17 protein-coding genes are annotated in these 18639 nt (G+C 68.5%); 11 read left to right on the top strand and 6 right to left on the bottom strand.

Translation table 11 applies throughout. From position 1 onward, the window contains the following. Positions 1-277 precede the first annotated feature (277 nt). Genes ACV7NL_RS18385 through ACV7NL_RS18360 form a run of 6 tightly spaced genes read left to right on the top strand, consistent with a single transcriptional unit; the run spans position 278 to position 6550 of the window. Positions 278-1531, top strand: a complete 1254-nt coding sequence (locus ACV7NL_RS18385; RefSeq protein ID WP_056183943.1) for an urea ABC transporter substrate-binding protein — start codon at positions 278-280, stop codon at positions 1529-1531. A gap of 9 nt (positions 1532-1540) precedes the next feature. Beyond that, the gene (locus ACV7NL_RS18380; protein ID WP_056183941.1) at positions 1541-2413 is read left to right on the top strand and encodes a branched-chain amino acid ABC transporter permease; all 873 of its coding nucleotides are present in this window, start codon (positions 1541-1543) and stop codon (positions 2411-2413) included. Next, positions 2410-3501, top strand: coding sequence for an ABC transporter permease subunit (locus ACV7NL_RS18375; protein ID WP_056183939.1), 1092 nt, complete (start codon positions 2410-2412; stop codon positions 3499-3501). The genes ACV7NL_RS18380 and ACV7NL_RS18375 overlap by 4 nt, the downstream gene beginning before the upstream one ends. Continuing rightward, positions 3498-4241: an ATP-binding cassette domain-containing protein gene (locus tag ACV7NL_RS18370; protein ID WP_082507844.1), complete on the top strand. Its 744-nt coding sequence runs from the start codon at positions 3498-3500 to the stop codon at positions 4239-4241. The genes ACV7NL_RS18375 and ACV7NL_RS18370 overlap by 4 nt, the downstream gene beginning before the upstream one ends. Next, positions 4238-4951: an ABC transporter ATP-binding protein gene (locus ACV7NL_RS18365; protein ID WP_463356427.1), complete on the top strand. Its 714-nt coding sequence runs from the start codon at positions 4238-4240 to the stop codon at positions 4949-4951. Before ACV7NL_RS18370 ends, ACV7NL_RS18365 begins: the two co-directional genes overlap by 4 nt. A 54-nt stretch (positions 4952-5005) precedes the next feature. Next, entirely contained in the window at positions 5006-6550 is a 1545-nt protein-coding gene (locus tag ACV7NL_RS18360; protein ID WP_463356426.1) for an amidase, read from the top strand. A gap of 51 nt (positions 6551-6601) precedes the next feature. Here the strand turns inward: ACV7NL_RS18360 and ACV7NL_RS18355 are convergent, their stop codons facing one another. Further along, on the bottom strand, positions 6602-7372 hold the full coding sequence (locus ACV7NL_RS18355; protein ID WP_463356425.1) for an MOSC domain-containing protein: 771 nt from the start codon (positions 7370-7372) through the stop codon (positions 6602-6604). A gap of 467 nt (positions 7373-7839) precedes the next feature. Between ACV7NL_RS18355 and ACV7NL_RS18350 the strand changes: the two genes are divergently transcribed. The 5 genes from ACV7NL_RS18350 to ACV7NL_RS18330 all read left to right on the top strand — a co-directional run bounded on the left by ACV7NL_RS18350 (position 7840) and on the right by ACV7NL_RS18330 (position 12746). After that, the gene (locus ACV7NL_RS18350; protein WP_056183929.1) at positions 7840-8592 is read left to right on the top strand and encodes a DeoR/GlpR family DNA-binding transcription regulator; all 753 of its coding nucleotides are present in this window, start codon (positions 7840-7842) and stop codon (positions 8590-8592) included. Next, positions 8567-9865, top strand: a complete 1299-nt coding sequence (locus ACV7NL_RS18345) for an allantoate amidohydrolase (RefSeq protein ID WP_463356424.1) — start codon at positions 8567-8569, stop codon at positions 9863-9865. Before ACV7NL_RS18350 ends, ACV7NL_RS18345 begins: the two co-directional genes overlap by 26 nt. After that, complete coding sequence (locus ACV7NL_RS18340; RefSeq protein ID WP_463356423.1) at positions 9862-10827, top strand: phosphotransferase family protein; 966 nt, start codon at positions 9862-9864, stop codon at positions 10825-10827. The genes ACV7NL_RS18345 and ACV7NL_RS18340 overlap by 4 nt, the downstream gene beginning before the upstream one ends. Positions 10828-10873: 46 nt before the next feature. Further along, positions 10874-11830 (top strand): phosphotransferase, encoded by a 957-nt coding sequence (locus ACV7NL_RS18335; RefSeq protein WP_463356422.1) that lies wholly within the window; start codon positions 10874-10876, stop codon positions 11828-11830. A gap of 112 nt (positions 11831-11942) precedes the next feature. Continuing rightward, positions 11943-12746 carry an inositol monophosphatase family protein gene (locus ACV7NL_RS18330; protein ID WP_056183921.1) on the top strand — a complete coding sequence of 268 codons (804 nt, stop codon included), beginning with the start codon at positions 11943-11945 and terminating at the stop codon, positions 12744-12746. Between the two features lie 21 nt (positions 12747-12767). Here ACV7NL_RS18330 and ACV7NL_RS18325 read toward each other — a convergent pair whose 3' ends face one another. The 5 genes from ACV7NL_RS18325 to ACV7NL_RS18305 form a co-directional block, all read right to left on the bottom strand. Further along, a complete protein-coding gene (locus ACV7NL_RS18325; protein ID WP_463356421.1) occupies positions 12768-13898 on the bottom strand; it encodes an acyltransferase family protein in 1131 nt (376 codons plus the stop codon). Positions 13899-14483: 585 nt separating this feature from the next. Next, on the bottom strand, positions 14484-15128 hold the full coding sequence (locus ACV7NL_RS18320; RefSeq protein ID WP_056183917.1) for an NADPH-dependent F420 reductase: 645 nt from the start codon (positions 15126-15128) through the stop codon (positions 14484-14486). Between the two features lie 180 nt (positions 15129-15308). Beyond that, on the bottom strand, positions 15309-15755 hold the full coding sequence (locus ACV7NL_RS18315) for an Rrf2 family transcriptional regulator (protein WP_056184331.1): 447 nt from the start codon (positions 15753-15755) through the stop codon (positions 15309-15311). Between the two features lie 166 nt (positions 15756-15921). Then, complete coding sequence (locus tag ACV7NL_RS18310; protein WP_056183914.1) at positions 15922-16974, bottom strand: aliphatic amidase; 1053 nt, start codon at positions 16972-16974, stop codon at positions 15922-15924. A 159-nt stretch (positions 16975-17133) separates the two neighbouring features. Further along, positions 17134-18624 (bottom strand): carbohydrate porin, encoded by a 1491-nt coding sequence (locus ACV7NL_RS18305; RefSeq protein WP_463356420.1) that lies wholly within the window; start codon positions 18622-18624, stop codon positions 17134-17136. Positions 18625-18639 lie beyond the last annotated feature (15 nt).

Raw genomic sequence — 18639 nt, 5'->3', positions numbered from 1 at the left:
ATACGGCGGAGCCGGGTGCGATCGGCGCTCGATGCAAAGCGGGGCGACGCGCTGGGGCTGGGGCATCGGTCGTGCACGGTTTGTGGCTTTCGAGGCGGCACTGATGGCGCCGGTTTGTCCGATCTGACCATGCGGGCGGCAATCCTTTCGTTCCTTCGTCCGAATGACCGATCTGTGGGATTTGTTGGCATTGGTCTTGCCATGTCGTATTCCGAGGGGTCCCGACGCCGCCCGGCGGACGAGACCTCCCGGCCGCAATGCCATGGAGCGCGTACGCATGACCCATTCGACGATCAGCCGACGTGGCGCGCTCAAGCTGGGAACCGCCGCTGCCGCAAGCGCGGTGGCCATGCCGTTCTTCGCGCGCAACGGCCTCGCCGCCGGCGAGCCGATCAAGCTCGGGAGCCTCCTCGACGGCAGCGGCGCCCTCGGCCTGGAAGGCAAGCGGATGATCGAGACCACCGAATACGCGGTGGACCTGATCAACAAGGCTGGCGGCCTACTGGGTCGGCCGATCAAGATCTTTGCCTACGATACGCAGTCGAGCATGCAGCTCTACACCCAGTACGCCCAGCAGCTGGCGTTGAAAGAGAAGGTCGACGTCATCCAAGGCGGCATCACCTCGGCGTCGCGCGAGGCCATCCGGCCGATTTTCGGTCGTTCCAAGACCCTGTACTTCTACAACACCCAGTACGAGGGCGGCGTCTGCGACCGCAACGTCTTCTGCACGGGAACCACGCCGGCCCAGACGGTCAACCACCTCGTCGACTACGCGCTCAAGACCTGGGGCAAGAAGGCTTACATCATCGCGGCGGATTACAATTACGGGCACATCACCGCGAGTTGGATGACGAAGTTCATGAACGAGGGTGGCGGGTCGGTCGCCGGCACCGACTTCTTCCCCCTCGACGTGACGAACTTCTCCTCCGCGATCAGCCGGATCCAGCAGGCCCAGCCGGACCTCGTGCTCTCGGCCCTGGTCGGCGCCAACCATTCGGGTTTCTACCGTCAATGGGACGCTGCCGGCATGAAGAGCCGGATTCCCGTCGCCAGCTCGGTCTTCGGGCTGGGCGACGAACTCACCACCATGGATGCCTCGACCACCAACGGCATCGTCACCTGCTACGGCTGGTATAACGACCTGCCGGACGCCCGGAGCGTCGAATTCGTGAAGGGCATGCAGGCGAAGTTCGGCGCCGATGTCACGGATCTCAGTGAACTCGACACCGCCACCTATGACGGCATCATGCTCTGGGCCGAGGGCGTGAAGAAGGCCGGCTCCCTCGACCGCGACAAGGTCCTCGCCGCCCTTGAATCCGGCATCTCCTACGAGGGGCCGACCGGCAAGGTGACCATGGACGGGGCGACCCATCACACCATCCGCAACACCTACCTGGCCCGGCCGAAGGACAAGAAGTGGGAGATTCTCGCGAGCTTCCCGGAGCAGTTTCCCGCCGACACGGCCGGCGCCTGCGACCTCCTGAAGAATCCGAAGATCAACAAGCAATTTACCCCTGACCTCAAGGGTTGAGAGCCGAGCATGGCGCCCGATCTCGTCGGCCTTTTATCCTTCAACGTCCTGGCGGGCATCGCTACGCTGGCGCTGATCACCCTCGGCCTGGGGGTGATCTACGGCATGATGCGGATCATCAACCTCGCCCATGGCGAGTTCATGATGCTCGGGGCTTACACAGCGGTCGCCGCCACCGATGCCGGCCTCAACATCTGGGTCGCCATGCTTGTGCTGCCGCCCCTGGTGGTCGGTCTCATCGGCCTTGTCCTCGAGCGCACCGTCATCCGCTTTCTCTACGGGCGCATGATGGACACGATGCTAGCGACCTGGGGCATCAGCCTCGGGCTCATCGGCCTCGTGACGTCGGTCTACGGCAACGTCGTTCGGGGCGTGTCCACGCCGGTCGGCAGCTTCGAGATCGGACGCTACGGCGCGAGCCTCTACAGCCTGGTCATCGTGGCGGTGGCCTGCGCGGCGCTGGCCGGATTGTACCTGCTGCTGCGCCTCACGAAGTTCGGGCTGATCCTGCGCGCCACCATGCAGAACCCGCGGATGGCCGCTTCCCTGGGGGTCTCGCCGGACCGGATCTACATGGCGACCTTCGCCCTCGGGGCGGGCCTCGCCGGTCTCGCCGGCGGCGTGCTCGCACCGATCTCCGGCATCTCCCCGGCCATGGGGGCGGCCTACATCTCGCGCGCCTTCATCACCGTGCTGGGCGGCGGCCCGGCGATCATCACCGGCACGGGGCTCGCATCCACCCTGTTCGGGTTCATCAACGAACTCGTCTCGTTCAAGACCACCCCCGTCATCGGCGATGTGGCCCTTCTGGTCGCCGCAGTCCTGCTCATCCGGGTGCTGCCCCAGGGGATCACCGGCCGCTACCTGAGGCGCAGCCTATGACCCGTCCCCCGTCGCCGCTCCGCGCCCTGGCTCGTCCGGCGGCCCTGAGCTTCCTCGCCATGGTCGCGTCGGGTGCCGTTATCCTCTTCGGCGCACCGCACGTCCTCGACACCTTCGGCCTCGTGCAGATGACGAGCTTCGTGGCCCTGGCGATGTTCGCCCTCAGCCAAGGCTTCATCTGGGGCTATGGCGGCGTGATGTCGTTCGGACAGGCCGCCTTCCTGGGGCTCGGAGGCTACGCCTATGCCATCGCGGTCCTGAACCTGGGCGACTCGACCCTGCCGGTCCTGCTCGCCATCGTGGTGCCGATGCTGTTCGCGGGACTGCTCGGCTACTTCATGTTCTACGGCCGGATCTCGGACGCCTATATCGGGGTGATCACCCTGACGGTCTCGGTCATCCTGTTCCAGCTCGTGAACACCACCTCGGGCAGCCAGTACCGGATCGGAGAGGCTGAGCTCGGGGGTTTCAACGGCATCCCGGCCATTCCCGCCCTGAACCTGCCGGGCGACGCGGGAAACCAGCTTGATCCGGAAGGCATCTGGTACGCCGCAATGGGCAGCCTGATCGTCGTCTACATGGTCCTGCGCGCCATCCTGGCGAGTCGGTTCGGCCGGGTCGTCGTGGCGATCCGCGAGAACGAGACGCGGGCGCAGCTCATCGGCTACGACCCGCGACTCTACAAGCTCCTCGCCTTCATGATCTCGGCCGGCATCGCGGGCCTCGCCGGCTGCCTCTTCGCCAACTGGGGCGGCTTCATCAGCCCCACGGTGTTCGGCCTGACCATGTCGGCCCAGGTCATCATCTTCGTGCTCGTGGGTGGGCTCGGCACCCTCCTGGGGCCGATCCTCGGGGCGGTCCTGATCCAGTGGCTGACCATCGAGGCCGGCTCCCAGAGCGTCATCGATTCCAATCTCGGCCTGGGCGTCATTCTCGTCATCTTCGTGCTGCTCATCCCGCAGGGGCTGGTCCCGGTCGCCCGCAACCTCCTCCAACGCGCCGGCGCCTCTCTGACCGGACGACGACTGAGGACCAAGCCGATCGGACCGGCTCCGGGTGCGGCGCTTGCTGGGGAGGTCCACCGATGAGCATGGCGCCGACGCCGAACCCCATCCGCCCCCTGCTGGAAGCGAAGGGCGCCACCATGCGCTTCGGTGGCGTGACCGCCGTCAACGCGGTCGACTTCGTTCTCGGCGAGGTCGAGCTGCGCTGCCTAATCGGCCCGAACGGCGCGGGAAAGAGCACCTTCTTCAAGATGCTCACCGGTCAGCTGACCGCCAGCGCGGGCAGAATCCACCTCCGCGACACCGACATCACAGCCGCGCACCCGCACGAGATCGCGCGCCTTGGGGTCGGCATCAAGACGCAGGTGCCCAACGTCTTCAACGGCCTCTCGGTGCGCGAGAACGTGTTCGTCGCCGCCGGCCGCAAGAAGTCCCTCGCGCGCACCCGCGCCATCGTCGAGGAGACGCTGACCCGCCTGAAGCTCACCGAGATCGCCACGCGCCTCGTCGGCCAGCTCGCCCACGGCCAGCGCCAATGGGTCGAGATCGCCATGGTGCTGGCCCAGGAACCCGAGCTGATCCTCCTCGACGAACCCGCCGCCGGGATGACCAAGGAGGAGGTCGAGCGCACCGCCGCCCTGATCCGCGAGATCAACCGGACCCACGCGGTCATCGTGGTGGAGCACGACATGCCCTTCATCCGAATGATCGCCAAGACCGTGACGGTGTTCAACCAGGGCCGGATCCTGATGGAGGGGGATGTTGACGCCGTGCTGGCCGACACCCGCGTCCGCGACGTCTACCTGGGCAAGCAGGCCGCATGACCGCTCCGCTCCTGAACGTCCACGACCTGCATGCCGGCTACGGCCGCATTCCGATCCTCGGCGGCGTCTCGCTGCATGTCGGCGAGGCCGAATTCGTCGGCATCCTCGGCAATAACGGCATGGGCAAGTCGACCCTGCTGCGGACGCTCACCGGCAACCTGCCCGCCACCGCCGGATCGATCACCTTCGATGGGCGCGACATCACGCGCCTCTCGCCAACGGCCAGAGCCCGAGCCGGAATCGGCTACGTGCCGCAGGGGCGCGAGATCTTTCCGGCGCTCAGCGTCCACGAGAATCTGCGGATGGGGTGCCTTCTCGGTCCGGAGAAGGAGGACGCCACGATCATCGACATCCTGACTCTCTTTCCCCGCCTGAACGCCTATCTCGACCGGCCGGGCGGCGCCCTCTCGGGGGGCGAGCAGCAATTGCTGGCGCTGGCCCGCTGCCTGTGCGGATCGCCCCGCATCATCCTCCTGGACGAGCCCACGGAAGGCATTCAGCCCTCGATCATCGAAGAGATCATCGAGACGCTGCAGGCGATCGGTCGGCAGCGCGGACTCACGGTACTGCTGGTGGAGCAGAACCTGAACTTCATCGCCTCGCTCTCGCAGCGCGTGCTCATCCTCCAGAAGGGCCGCATCACCCGCGAGGTGCCGCCCGACATCGCCCGCGACCGGACGATGATCGACGAGTTCCTGGGCATGGCCTGAGGCCTGCCCATCTGCCTTGGACCGCTGCCTCTTCCGCCACAGGAGACATCCGGCATGGATGCCAAGACACCCGCTCCCTTCGACGTGATCGAGATGACACTGGCCGATGCGGCCGAAGCCTTCGCCAGCGGCGTCAGCGCCGAGGCGTTGACGCTGGCCTTCCTCGACCGCATCGCAACCCACAATCCACGCTACAATGCCCTCATCATCATGAACCCGGACGCCCTGTCCGATGCCCGGGCCATCGACGCGCGTCGCGCCGCCGGCGAGGCGCTGGGTCCCCTGGCGGGAGTACCCGTGGTGATCAAGGACCCGATGGACATGGCGGGGCTGCCGACGACAGCGGGCTGGCGCTGTCTCAGCGCCCGGGCCGGCGGGGTCGATCTCATCCCGGAAACCGACGCGCCCGTGGTGGCGCGGATGCGAGCCGCCGGCTGCGTCATGCTCGGCAAGACCAACGTGCCGGTGCTGAGCGCCACCGGCAGCCACGCCAATGACAGCTGGGCCGGCCCGACCCTGAACTCGGCCGCCCCCGGGAGCCTGCCCGGCGGCAGCAGTGCCGGGACGGCGACGGCCGTCGGCGCCAGCCTCGCGGTGCTGGGCCTCGCCGAGGAGACCGGCGGGTCGATCCAGAACCCCGCCTCGGCGCAAGGGCTGGTCGGCATCAAGCCGACCTTCGCCCTGGTGCCCAATGCCGGCGTCGTGCCGCTCGCCGGCAGCACCCGCGACGTGGTCGGCCCAATCGCCCGCTGCGTCCGCGACGCCGCACTCACCCTCGACGTGCTGGCCGGCTACACCCCCGCCGACCCCAAGACCGTGGCGGGCATCGGCAAGCGGCCGAAGGGTGGCTACGCATCGCGCCTTGATACTGAAGCGCTGAGAGGCAGACGCCTCGGCCTGTACGGACCGGGCTGGCGCGACCTGCCGCTCTCGGCCGAGGCGACGGACCTCTATGCGCACGCGCAAGGAGAGATAGCCGCGCGCGGCGCCACCCTAGTGGCCGATCCCTTCGCGGAGACCGGCTTTGGCGCGCTCGCTCGTCCGACCCCGGGCCTGAACCACTTCGATGCGCGCGGCATGGAATCGGTGCCCTACGATCTGCACCTCTACCTCCAGCGCCTCGGTCCCAGCGCCGCCCTCCGCAGCGTCGAGGCCTTCGCCGATGCGACGAAGGACGAGGATGCCTTCGGCCCGAACGGCGTGCTGCGCCATCTGCACGCCATTCCGGCCTTCGCGCCGATCCTCGCCCACCCGACCACTCCGCCCGATCTCTCGGCCTTCCTCACCCTGCGCGAAGCCTACCTGGCGATCTTCGACGCGGTCCTCGAGGCGAACGCCCTCGATGGCCTCGTCTTCCCACAGATGCGCGACGAACTCCCGCCCCTTCACAGCGGGCAGGCGATCAACGAGACCACGGTGTGCGAGATCAATATCGCGGGCCTGCCCGGCGTGACGGTACCGGCCGGCTTCTACGCCTCTGGCGCGCCGTTCAACCTGATTTTCGTCGGCCGGATGTGGAGCGAGGCCGACCTCCTCGGCTACGCCTACGACTACGAACAGGCGACGCATCACCGGCGCGCCCCCGCCCTCATCGGCTGAGGCGCCCGGCGCGATCTGCCTCATGCCCTCCGCCGTAGGCGGAGGTTCGTATCAGACCGTCACGACGTCACCGACCTGTAGGTCTCCGTCGTTCAGCACCTCCAGATATACGCCAAGGTCGACATGCCCGAAATGCTGGCGGATCGCCCGCGGCAGGTTGGCGTCGCGCTCGGCGGTGACCGGATTCACGTTGACGGCCGCGCAGCGGGGTGTGCGCGCGAGCCCGCGGAAGCGGACGCCCCCGATCCGCACCGGGCGGTCGACCCAGTCCAGCTCAACCCAGGGCTCCAAGCCTTCGAGGTGGATGTTGCCGCGAAAACGCAGCGGGTCCAGGGTCCGGCCGGTTGCAGCCTCCAGGACCCGGACCGAAGCGAGGTTGATCACCGAGACGGCGCGCATCATCACCGGCGACAGCACGCTCGCATCGGTGAACTTGTGGCCATCCGCCCGTACCATGCGCGGAGGCCCCTTGGTCGCCGCCCCGAGATACGCCGCGAAATAGGCCTCCGTGTCCGCGCGGCCCTCCGGCGTGGACAGGTCTGCGCTGAAAGACGGATGCGCTGCGCGCTCGATCGTCAGGCGATGCGTATCGGGATCGACGCGCGTCCGCAGGGCCGCCAGTGCCTCGTTGTTGCGCAGCATCAGGAAAGCCCCCTTGTCGAGGGGTTCCGGCCGCTCCGGATCGAACGCCGTCGTGCCCAGCGCCAGGGCATAGACGCGGTCGAACGGCAGACCGTGCGCGGCGCTCAGGGACACTGCCGTGAGGGGTTCGGGCGAGAGGCCCTTGACGGGGTAGCGATAGAGATCGGTGATCGCAGCCATGCATCCTCGCCGGCGTTGGAGTGGCACCGCACATTCGTGCGGTGACGGGGCCGGCAAGGCCATACGCGTTTCTGCGTAGGCGCAGAGGCCTGGAATATCCCGTGGGCAGGTCTGCCTAGTTCGCGAGCAGAGCGCCGCGATTTTAAGCACCTAAACCACAAATCCCACAAATACCAAAAAATCCAGATTGACGCTGTCGATCAGGACCGGCGTAGATAGTCCCATGATTTCTGCGCGATCCTCGATCGTCCGACCGGACCGCTGGGCTCCAGGGAGATACCCGGTGGGTGTGGGTTCTGACCGATCCGGCACACCTATGCGGAAGGCTGGCCCGAGCGTTTCCGGGCCGCTCGGTTGCACTACAACGCAAACGAGCACGGGATACCGCGTCCCGCCCCTGCATTCCCGCGCGACCGCAGGCATGGATCACCGCTATCATCGGGACGACGGTAGGACGGCCATCGAGCATGCTGACGGATCATCGCCACCAGGAAATCCTGTCCCGCGTCCATGGGATGGGCCGGGTCGGTGTCGCGGATGTGGCCCTGTTCCTGAAGGTCTCGGAGGAGACCATCCGGCGCGACCTGAAGATGCTGGAGGAGCGCGGCCTGCTCCGGCGCATCCACGGGGGGGCCGTTCCGCCCCGGCTGGACCAGGAACGCCCACTGCAGGAGCGCGGCAAGCTCAACACCCGCGAGAAGGGACGCGTGGCCGTGGTGGCCGAGGCCCTGGTGCTCGACGGTATGTCGATCTTCATCGACACCGGCACGACCACGCTGGCGCTGGCGCGCCGGCTGACGGGGCGCAATCTGACCGTGACCACCAACTCCGTCGATGTCGCCCTGCATCTCGGCGGCGGCCCGGCGCGGGTCAACCTGACGCCCGGCACTCTGCGGAGCAACGACAACGCGCTGGTGGGCTACGAGACGGTGGCCTACGCCCAGCGCTACTTCTTCGACATCGCCTTCATGGGGATCGCCGCCTGCGACCTCGATCACGGCTGGATGGATTACGAGGAGCACGAGTCAGTCCTGCGCCGTACCCTGCGGGCCCAGTCGCGCCGGGCCGTCCTGCTCGCCGATTCGCGCAAGTTCGGGCGTCAGGCCAATCTCTGCACCTTCGGGCTGCGCGAGACGCTGAGCGTCGTCACGGACAAGCCGCCGCCGGAGGCATTCCAGGATGCGTTCGCCCGGCATGACATCGAGGTCCTTCATACCTGAGGTCGACGGGCCGCAACGTCTCGAAGAGCTGCTCGCCCGGTTCTCAGCCTGCGGCGCCACGCCCGGCGGTGGGGTGACCCGGCTCTGCGCCAGCTCCGAGGACGGTGCGGCACGCGACATTTTCGGAGACGAGGTTCGCGCCGCCAGCGGCAACCTGCGCGTCGATGCGGTGGGCAACCAGTTCGGGCTGTTCTCGCTGGCGGATCAGGCGGATGCGCCGCTGGTCATGATGGGCTCCCACCTCGACAGCCAGAGCCGCGCCGGCCGCCTGGACGGCACCTACGGCGTCGCCGCCGCCCTGTGCGTCGGTGCGGGGCTGATGCGGGCGCGGCGCGCGGGCCGGCGCTTCACCGCCGATTTCTGCGCCGTGAACTGGACCAACGAGGAGGGCGCACGCTTCCGGCCGAGCCTCCTCGGCAGCGGCACCTATCTCGGGCGGCACGCCGTCGCCGAGGCTTTGTCCTGCCGGGACGAATCCGGCACCACCTTGAGCGAGGCGTTGGATGCGATCGGCTATCGCGGCGGCGATGCGCCCCCTCCGCGTCCGGCCTGCTACCTCGAGGTGCATGTGGAGCAGGGGACCGTCCTCGAGGAGACGGGACGGACCATCGGCATCGTCACCCGGAACTGGGGGGCGACCAAGATCGAGGCCGCGTTCCTCGGGGTCCAGGCCCATACAGGTCCGGGCCGGATGGAGCTTCGGCGCGATGCGCTGCTCGCCGCCGCCTATGCCATCGCGGAGATCCGGGCGCTGGCCGATGCGTGGCCGGGGCTGCTGTATACCGCAGTGGGTCGCGTCGCGGTCACACCCAATTCCGCCAACGTGGTGCCGGCACGCGTCGAACTCTCGGTCGAGTTGCGATCCGCCGACGACGCGGTCCTGGCCGAGGCCGGGCGGAGGGCCGACCGGCTCCTCGACGCCGCGGCGGCGCGAGCCGGAACCGGCCTGACGATCCTCGGCCGGAACGAGCGTCCGATCCGGGCCATGCCGGAGGCGGTCTGCGACCTGGTCGCCGTCTGCGCCGAAGCCCGGGGGCTCGGGGCCCTGCGGATGGACACCGTAGCGGGGCACGATGCCCTGAGCTTCCTCGGGATCTGCCCGACCGGGCTGGTCTTCGTCCCGAGCATCGGCGGCATCGCCCACAACGAGGCCGAGGCCACCGACCCGGCGGATCTCGCCGCCGGCCTTGCGCTGATGCGGGAGGCGGCCGACCGCCTGTGCCGAAGCGGTGGCGATCCCGTCCGGGCCGCCCGACCGGAGCATGCAGGATGACGTCTCCCGAACCGGCTTTCGAAGATCGGATCGCGGCAGCCCTGGGGCGGATGCCGGACTGGCAGGCCAGGACGACCCGCATCGCCTGTGCGGCCCCCCCTGTCGCCTCCCCGACCCACCGGGCGGTCGCCTCGGACTGTGCGCGGGTGTGGCTGGAGGGAACCGGACCGGTCTTCCTGAAGGTGCGCCACGCCGACATGGCCACCGACGTGCTGCCGGCCATGCCAGAGGCGACCCGGAAGGCCGGCGCCCTCGGGCTCGGGCCGGCGGTACTGGCGCAGGCCGAGGGGACGATCGTCCTCGCCGACCTGCCCGAGCCCTGGGCGTACGCCCGGGTCGGCGATCTGCAGGACGGGGATACCATGGCGCAGGTGCTCGGCGCCCTGCGCCGGCTGCACGGGGCCGAGCCCCTCGGCCAGGCCTTCTGCCCGTTCGACCGGATCGCGGCCCTGGCGGCGGAGGCCAGGGCCTGCACCGCGCCGCTGCCGGACGATCTCGACGGCCTGCTGGCGAGCGCCGACCTGATCCGGGCGGCGATCCGCGCGGCCGGCTTCGACCGGGCGTTCTGCCGCAACGACGGCACGGCCTCGAATCTCATGCTGCTTCACCGGCCCGGGGGCGGCCTAGCGCCGGACGGCGTCCGCCTGGTCGATTTCGACCTCGCCGGCGATTACGATCCCTGGTTCGAGATCGGATCGCTGCTCAACGAAGCCTACGTGTTCGAGGCCGAGCGCCGGCAGGCGATCGAGATCTATGCCGGCCGCTGCACCGAGGCGTTGTTTCACCGCTGCCGCCTCTACGGCGCGGTCGACGACCTGATGTGGGGCCTGTGGGGCATCACCCGGGCGATCACCTCGCGCCGGCCCGGCATCGAATTCTTCAAGTACGGCCAGTGGCGCCTGCTGCACGCGCGCACCACCATGGCGGCGCGCGATTTCGAACTCTGGCTGCGCCGGCTGTGACGGATCGGGCGGGTGACGGGCCGGAGCCCGGCGTGAGGAGGGGGCGATGAGCTGGACACGCAGGGGCGAGGGCGCGAGTCCGCCCGAGCAGGCTCTGGAGGCGATCCTCGCCCGAATTCCCGGCTGGGCGGACGCGCCCCTGCGCTACCGGCCGGTCTCCGGCGGTATCAGCAACACCAACTGGCGTGTCCAAGCGGGGAGCGGAGCGGGAGACGGAACAGGCGCGGACGTCTTCCTCAAGGTGCCGGGGCGCGGGACAGAGATGTTCATCACCCGGGCCGCCGCTCACGAGGCGAGCCGGCGGGCGGAAGCCTGCGGCTTCGGCGTGGCGGTGCTCGACTACCTGCCCGAGGACGGCGTCGAGATCTTCGCCTTCCTGGAAAGCTTCCGCGCCTCCTCGAACCTCGATTTCCTGCGCCCCGGCGTGCGTCACAACGCGGTGCGGGCGCTGCGTGCCTTTAACGATTCTCCGGCCCTGACCCTGACCAAGACGATCTTCGACATGATCGAGGAGCATGTCCGCCAGGTGGATACGGTCGGCGGCCGGGTGCCCCAGGATACGGCCTTCTTGATGCGCCGCTACGGCGAGGCCAAGGCCGCGCTCCTCGCCTCCGGCCTCGACCTCGTGCCCTGCATGAACGACACGCTCGCCGGCAACTTCATGCTCGACGCCGCGGATCAGGTCCGCTTGGTGGACTTCGAATACGCCTCCAACAACGAGCGCGCCTACGAGCTTGCCCTGTGGTTCGACGAGATGGCCTTCCCGGCCGATGTCGAGCGCGAGATGATCGAGGCCTATTGGGGCCGTTGGGATGTCGGGGTCGCCGCCCGCACCCAGGTGTTGAAGGCGCTCGGCGATCTCAAATGGGCGACCTGGGCGATGATCCAGGACAGCGTCTCGACCCTCGACTTCGACTATTACAAGTACGGAACCTGGAAGCTGTCGCGGGCCCGGACCCTGTTCCACCATCCCGACTGGCCGCGCTGGCTGAGGCTGCTGTGAGCGGCTCCGCCCAGGGCGCCTCCGTCCGGTTCCGGATGCCCTCTTTCCCGCAATTCCCCCTTCCAGCAAGGCCCCCTTTCCCGCAAGGCCCCCTTCCAGCAAGGCCCCCGCCATGATTCCGACCTCCACCGCGCCGGTGACCTTCGACGCCAGCGCCGACGGGTTGATGGCCTTCGCCCATCACCTCGCCAACACCGTGCGGCCCCTGGCGCGCCGGCATTTCCGCACGCCGCTCGCGGTCTCGACCAAGGCCGACACCAGCCCGGTTACCGAGGCGGATCGGGGCATCGAGGCCCGCCTGCGCGCCGAGATCCGGCTGGCTTATCCGGATCACGGCATCCTGGGCGAGGAGGAGGGCGGCGACTTCTCGCGCGACCTGACCTGGGTGGTCGATCCGATCGACGGAACCCAGAGCTTCATCACCGGGATGCCGCTGTTCGGCACTCTGATCGCCTTGGTGCGGGACGGGCGGCCGCTCCTGGGCCTGATCGACATGCCGGCGCTGGCCGAGCGCTGGCACGGCAACGGCACAGGCGCTTGGTTCGGCGGCAAGCCGATCCGCACCAGCCGGCGGTCACTGCGGGAGGCCCGTCTGTTCGCCACCTCGCCGGACCTGTTCCAGGGCACCGATGCGGACGCTTTCGCATCCTTGAGCGCCGCCGTGGGGATGCGACGCTTCGGCGGCGACTGCTACGCCTACGGGCTTCTCGCCTCCGGCCATTGCGACCTCGTGGTGGAAGCCGGCCTGAAGGTCTACGATGTGATGGCGCTCGCCCCCGTCGTGGAGGGCGCCGGCGGCGTGATGACCGATTGGGCCGGGCGTCCGCTCACCCCGGATTTCGATGGCCGCGTGGTCGCCGCGGCCAATGGGGAGCTGCATGCGGCAGCCCTGCGCCACCTCGCGGGCTTCGCCTGACCCCGCCGGGCGGCCGGAGCCCTAAGGCCGTGCGCCGGAGGCCACCACCGGCGCCGCGTCCGAGCCATCGGCCGGAGCCGCGCGGAACAGACGTCGGCCGGGCTTCTCCACGAGGCGAAAGGTGGCCAGCGACAGGAGCACGGTCACGGGGATCAGGATCGCGGCCGACATCAGGTGCGGATGCGCCACCTGCGCGCCCTCGAACAGCGCCGCGAGCCGGGGCTCCAGGTGGGTGAGGATCGGGAAATGCACCAGGTAGATTGAGTAGGATAGAACCCCGAGCCGGTGGATCGGCGCCAGCGCCAGGATGTGGGCGGACAGGCTCGTCCCCGTCGCCAACGCCATGATCAGGGCCGGGAACAGCAGGATCAGGATCAGGTCGCTGCTCGGAACCGCCATCAGCAGCAGCACGCACAGCACCAGGGTGTCGCCGGTGCCCCGCCACGCCATGACGCGCCGGCACACCGGGAGGCTCGTCAGCCGCCAGGCGACGAGCCCGAGGCTGAAACCGACCAGGCAGCGCAGCAGGGGATAGGCGGTCTCGCCGATATACAGATCCAGCAGGCCGAAGCGGAAATCCTGGTGGACGGCCTGATTCGGCAGCCGGCCGAGGATCCACAGCAGGGCGGCCGCCAGCGCCAGGAAGGGCGGGATCGCGCGCCGGGGGCCGTGCAGCAGGCCGAAGGCCAGGGCGGGAAACATCAGGTAGGCGAAGAACTCGGTGCTGATCGACCAGCCCGGCCCGTTGAGACTCGCGCCGATGGCCCAGGACTGGACCAGCACGACATTCGACACGATCGTCAACAGGGACGGCGCCGGGATCCGGTCGTGCACGGAGCCATCGACGAGCCAGAGCGCCAGGCAGGCGAAGCTGGTGACGATGTAGAGCGGATAGATGCGGGCGAAGCGCTTCGTCAGAAAGCGGCGGAACGGCGCGAGCGCGTATCCCGATGGAAAGTCCCGGCCGTGGCTCAGGGCCATCACGAAACCGCTGAGCACGAAGAACAGGTCGACGGCGAGGTATCCGTGCTTGATGAAGGCTCCGCCGAGGCCCGATCCCGCCCCCAGGGCCAGGTAATGATACACGACCACCAGGATGGCGGCCGCGCCCCGAATCCCGGTCAGAGCTCGGATCTCCTGCTGTGACGGCATCGCTGCATCAGGTCTCGCGGTCCAGACCGAACCATAGGCGGGACCGCGTTAAGGCTTGGTGCCCGGCCGATCCAGGCGCGACACCGGACGGACGATCCCGGTCGACGTCCGCACCGATCCCCGGCACGCCCACAGGACGACCCGCGACCGACCCGACGTCTCCGCGAGGCCGGTATCTTCGCGAGGCCGGTGTCTTCGCGAGGCCGGTGTCTTCGCGAGGCCGGTGTCGCCGCGAGGCCGGTGTCGCCGCGAGGCCGGTGTCGCCGCGAGGCCGGTGTCGCCGCGAGGCCGGTGTCGCCGCGAGGCCGGTGACTTCGCAAGGCCGGTGACTTCGCAAGGCCGGTGACTTCGCAAGGCCGGTGACTTCGCAAGGCCGGTGACTTCGCAAGGCCGGTGACTTCGCAAGGCCGGTGACTTCGCAAGGCCGGTGACTTCGCAAGGCCGGTGACTTCGCAAGGCCGGTGTCGCCGCGAGGCCGGATCACGTGGAGGACGGGCCGGAGGACGGCGTGTGGGTCGCGCCCCGGCGACACCGTCGCCCCGAAGGGCGGCGGCCGACAGGCGATCCCCGAGGGGACGGTGGCCTTCACACCTTGACGAAGTTGATGGCCGCCAGGGGGCCGAAAGGCAGTTCCGCCAGCGGGCCGCCGGTGTCGAGGGCGCCGAGATCGACGGGGAAGAACTGCATGGCCTCGATCAGCGCGCGGATCTCGGCCTTCGCGGCCGCGTCGTCGCCAGAATAGAACAGCACCCGCTGCCCGCCGGAGAGTTGGGGCTGGGGCAGGGCGTTGACGTCGAGGTGGTTGAAGGCCTTGACCACGCGCGCCCCGGGGACGAGGGCGCGGATCAGGCTGCTCGACGCGCGGCCGCCGAGATCGACCGCCTTGATGCCGTAGGCCGCCAGCGGGTTGGCCGGATCGTTGGCGTCGGGCGAATTGGGGTCGAGGAACTCGACCGGATTGGTGCCGTCGACCACGATGCGGTTGTTCCAGGCCGGTAGGCGGCTCAGCACGGCCTCGGTGTCGGTCCAGCGCACGGCGACGAAGACGATGTCGGCGCTGGCCGCCTCGGCGACGGTGCCCGCCTTGATGCAGGGGCCGAGTTCCGCGACGAGGTCCGCCAGCGAGGCCGGACCCCGGCTGTTCGCCACGGTGGCGGCGATGCCGTTGCGGGCTAGGGCCCGCGCGAGGTTGGAGCCGAGGCCGCCGGAACCGAGAATGCCGATGCTCATGGTGTCACTCCTGTTGCTAAAGGTTGATGCTGGGGCTTGATGCCCGGAGCCTGATTCCGGGGGCTTGCGTCTTCGAGCCGTCCGCGCCCCCGCGGTGAACGGTTCGCATTCGGTGCCGACCGCATCCATCTCGACTGTTACTATGTCGACGACGCGATGACACTTTAGGGCGAAGAAGGATTACCAGGTGAGGGGGATCGTGAACTTGCCGAGTCGCGCCACCTCGGCGGCGACGTCTGCGACGGTGACCTTTGCCAACTCAGCCTCCAGGGCCTCTCGAGCCCGCCCGAGGATCGGGCTCAAGGCGGCCTGAATCTGCCCACCGACCGCGCAGGTCTCGCAGGGCGGCGTTCGATGCAGGGTGAACAGCGCCGTATCCTCCACCGCCTCATAGACGTCGAGGAGACGGATGCGTTCGGCCGGTCTGGCCAGCAGCGCTCCACCGCCCGCCCCCATTTGCGAACGGGTCAGCCCCGCCTCTCCGAGACGGGACAGGAGTCCCCGGATCACCACCGCGCCCGTGTTGACGGAATAGGCGAGATCCTCGGACCGGAGCGGCTTGCCGCCGCTCACCGCCAGGGCGGCGAGGATATGGACGGCGACGGCGAATCGGGTGGTGGTAGGCATGTCCAGTTCCGCTTGTGTGTTGATGACACTACGACATATTTTCCGTGTGTCAACGGGGTTGTGCGCGCTTTCATGCCTTCACTGTCGAGGCCCCCAGCAAAAAGGCCGGCTCCGCGCGAAGCGGAGCCGGCCCCCTTGAGGGTATCACGCGGGCGCTTGTGCCGGATCAGGCCGGATCGGGCGGACCCTCGCCCTTGCCGACGAAGGGGATGCCCTCGATCGGACATTCCTCGGTGCCGACGCTCGGGCGGGTGATGGCCCGCACGGCGTCGCGGGTGCCGTCGGGGTCCTCGATCCAGCGGCGGTAGAAGTCGTAGGGGCATTCCGACAGGCCGTGCCGGTTCTCCTTCGAGGCGATCATGCCGGTGTAGCCACGGTGGAGCAGCTTGAAGAGGTGGTTCTCGGATTGCCCGTGGGCGCGGGCATCGCGGATCAGGAACTTCGACAGGGCCGCGTACTGGATGCCCATCTCCTCCTCGCCGCACTCGCCCAGCGTCCGCCCGTCGAAGCCGATGATCGCCGAGTGGCCGAAATAGCTGTAGACGCCGTCGAACCCGGCGGCGTTGGCCACCGCCACGTAGGTGTTGTTGGCGAACGCCATCGCCTTCGACATCAGGACCTGCTGCTCCTTGGCCGGATACATGTAGCCCTGGCAGCGGATGATGAGTTCGGCGCCCCGCATGGCGCAGTCGCGCCAGATCTCCGGGTAATTGCCGTCGTCGCAGATGATGAGGCTGATCTTCAGGCCCTTGGGGCCGTCGGAGACGTAGGTCCGGTCGCCCGGATACCAGCCCTCGATCGGAGTCCAGGGCATGATCTTGCGGTACTTCTGCACGATCTCGCCCTGGTCGTTCATCAGGATCAGGGTGTTGTAGGGCGCCTTCTTCGGGTGCTCCTCGTGGCGCTCGCCGGTGAGCGAGAACACGCCCCAGACCTTCGCCTTGCGGCAGGCGGCGGCGAAGATGTCGGTCTCCGGCCCCGGGATCGAGGTGGCGGTTTCGTACATCTCGGCCGCGTCGTACATGATCCCGTGGGTCGAGTATTCGGGGAAGATCACCAGGTCCATGCCGGGCAGGCCGGACTTCATGCCCACGACCATGTCGCCGATCTTGGCGGCGTTCGCCAGAACCTCGTCCCGCGTGTGCAGACGGGGCATCTTGTAGTTCACGACGGCGACGCCGACGCTGTCGGCGCTGGACGAGATGTCTCCGTGCATCATGGCGCGATCCTCCGGTTTCTTGAGATGGGGCGCGTGCCGCCGCGTTGGGCGGCACGCGCGGGGGGACGTGGTCCCTTCAGCCAAGCCTGTCCGGGCCAAGCCTGTCCGGGCCAAGCCTGTCCGGGCCTCAGCCCGCCCGGGCGTCAGCCCACCCGGGCGTCAGCCCGGCGCGAGACCCAGGAGGGTTCCGAGGGGAACCACGAGGGTGAAGCCGCCGTAGACGCCGTCCTTCGGGCGCCGGGCGGTGTAGGGATTCCAGAACGAGTTCGGATTGACGACGTACTGGACCACGGGCTCGAGAATCACGCCGGCGCCGATGTCGATGTGGGCGTTGGCCTCGAAGATGAACTTGTCGCGCGAGAACGGTGCGCCCGAACCGCCCGAGATGAAGTTCGCGTCCGCCAGGAAGTCGGCGTAGTTGGCGTTGATCCGCTGCCAGTTCGCCTTCAGCCCGTAGGTGTCGTTGGGCCGGGACTGGTCGGGCGATTGCAGCAGGATGCCGGCGAAGGAGTTGAACCGGATCGGGATGGTGGGATCGAAGGCGTAGCCGGTGCCGGTATAGACCGAGACCGAGGCCGGGTGCGGGTTGTCGGCTTCGCGCCCGCCATCGGCACGCCACACCGTCTGCGAGGCGGTCAGCACCACGCCCGAGGTGCCGGATTTCTGCAGGACCGGATCGCCGGGGAACAGCCCCTTGGAGCGCCCGAGCGCCGTCTTGAAGTTATCCTCGTGGTCGGCGGTGTTGTAGAAGCCGGTCAGGGAGACGCGGCCCGGATAGGCCTCCTGCGTGAAATCGGTCTTGCGGCCGATCTCGGTCATCACCACCGCGCCGGCGAGGCGCTCGTATCCGAAGTCGTAGCCCGACAGCCCGTTGGTGTTGGGGTTCACGCTGAAGGCGCCCGCCTGGATGTAGGTTGTCGGCGAGAGCTTGTAGGCCACGTTGGCGCCCCAGACACCGTAGAGCGGCGAGGTGAAGCCGGCGTTGAAGTAGAACATGTCCTGGAAGCAGGAATTGATCGAGTTGCACGGCGGCAGGCCGTAGTACCGGTCCGGATGGGTGCGGCCGACCTCGACCACGAGGCGGTCGTCGAGCAGCTTCTGCTGGTAGGTGAACAGCGAGAGCCGGGCGAAATCGGGGTTGTAGGGCGGCTGGTACCCGACCGTGGTGTCGCCGATGTCGGCGGCCATGTTCAGGTTGCGCACCAGGCCGAAGAAGGTCTGGGTGAAGTTGATCGTCCCGCCCGAGATGCCGGCGATCTTCTGCATGTCGGCCGTCATCGACAGCACGAAATAGGCCGAATTCGACTGCTCGCCGGGTCGTAGGCCCATGGTCGGGTTGGCCTGGTAGAAATCGTAGATGTTGACGTCGAAGGTGATGCCGCGGGCCGCCATCTCGGTAGCCCAGAGGGCCAGCGGTCCGACGCGGACCGGGTCCGCCGGCTTGGCGGCGACGGCCGGATCGGTGCGCGGCTGCGTCTGGTCGTTGAGCTGGCCCACCGGAGAGGCCGTCTGCGCCTCGGCCGAGGCGGCGGCCAGCAGGAACGCCGCCGAAGCGGCGATGCCCCGAAGGGCTGGCGAAGCGGCGAGGCCCCGAAGGGCGGTTCTCCGGCGCCCCGGCACCGGCCTGATCGTGCTTGTCGGTCTCATCATGCACCCCCGCATCCT

Source organism: Methylobacterium sp. Ger2507 (genome assembly GCF_055231875.1).
Note: the sequence above shows the minus strand (reverse complement) of the source record. Positions and strands in the feature narration are given on the sequence as shown.

Bases quoted from the DNA above. Each gene is read 5' to 3' on its own strand.
- ACV7NL_RS18310 (WP_056183914.1), bottom strand. From the start codon at position 16,974: ATGATGCACGGAGACATCTCGTCCAGCGCCGACAGCGTCGGCGTCGCC.
- ACV7NL_RS18365 (WP_463356427.1), top strand. From the start codon at position 4,238: ATGACCGCTCCGCTCCTGAACGTCCACGACCTGCATGCCGGCTACGGC.
- ACV7NL_RS18330 (WP_056183921.1), top strand. From the start codon at position 11,943: ATGATTCCGACCTCCACCGCGCCGGTGACCTTCGACGCCAGCGCCGAC.
- ACV7NL_RS18350 (WP_056183929.1), top strand. From the start codon at position 7,840: ATGCTGACGGATCATCGCCACCAGGAAATCCTGTCCCGCGTCCATGGG.
- ACV7NL_RS18375 (WP_056183939.1), top strand. From the start codon at position 2,410: ATGACCCGTCCCCCGTCGCCGCTCCGCGCCCTGGCTCGTCCGGCGGCC.
- ACV7NL_RS18320 (WP_056183917.1), bottom strand. From the start codon at position 15,128: ATGAGCATCGGCATTCTCGGTTCCGGCGGCCTCGGCTCCAACCTCGCG.
- ACV7NL_RS18355 (WP_463356425.1), bottom strand. From the start codon at position 7,372: ATGGCTGCGATCACCGATCTCTATCGCTACCCCGTCAAGGGCCTCTCG.
- ACV7NL_RS18360 (WP_463356426.1), top strand. From the start codon at position 5,006: ATGGATGCCAAGACACCCGCTCCCTTCGACGTGATCGAGATGACACTG.
- ACV7NL_RS18380 (WP_056183941.1), top strand. From the start codon at position 1,541: ATGGCGCCCGATCTCGTCGGCCTTTTATCCTTCAACGTCCTGGCGGGC.
- ACV7NL_RS18315 (WP_056184331.1), bottom strand. From the start codon at position 15,755: ATGCCTACCACCACCCGATTCGCCGTCGCCGTCCATATCCTCGCCGCC.
- ACV7NL_RS18305 (WP_463356420.1), bottom strand. From the start codon at position 18,624: ATGATGAGACCGACAAGCACGATCAGGCCGGTGCCGGGGCGCCGGAGA.
- ACV7NL_RS18335 (WP_463356422.1), top strand. From the start codon at position 10,874: ATGAGCTGGACACGCAGGGGCGAGGGCGCGAGTCCGCCCGAGCAGGCT.
- ACV7NL_RS18325 (WP_463356421.1), bottom strand. From the start codon at position 13,898: ATGCCGTCACAGCAGGAGATCCGAGCTCTGACCGGGATTCGGGGCGCG.
- ACV7NL_RS18385 (WP_056183943.1), top strand. From the start codon at position 278: ATGACCCATTCGACGATCAGCCGACGTGGCGCGCTCAAGCTGGGAACC.
- ACV7NL_RS18345 (WP_463356424.1), top strand. From the start codon at position 8,567: ATGACATCGAGGTCCTTCATACCTGAGGTCGACGGGCCGCAACGTCTC.
- ACV7NL_RS18340 (WP_463356423.1), top strand. From the start codon at position 9,862: ATGACGTCTCCCGAACCGGCTTTCGAAGATCGGATCGCGGCAGCCCTG.
- ACV7NL_RS18370 (WP_082507844.1), top strand. From the start codon at position 3,498: ATGAGCATGGCGCCGACGCCGAACCCCATCCGCCCCCTGCTGGAAGCG.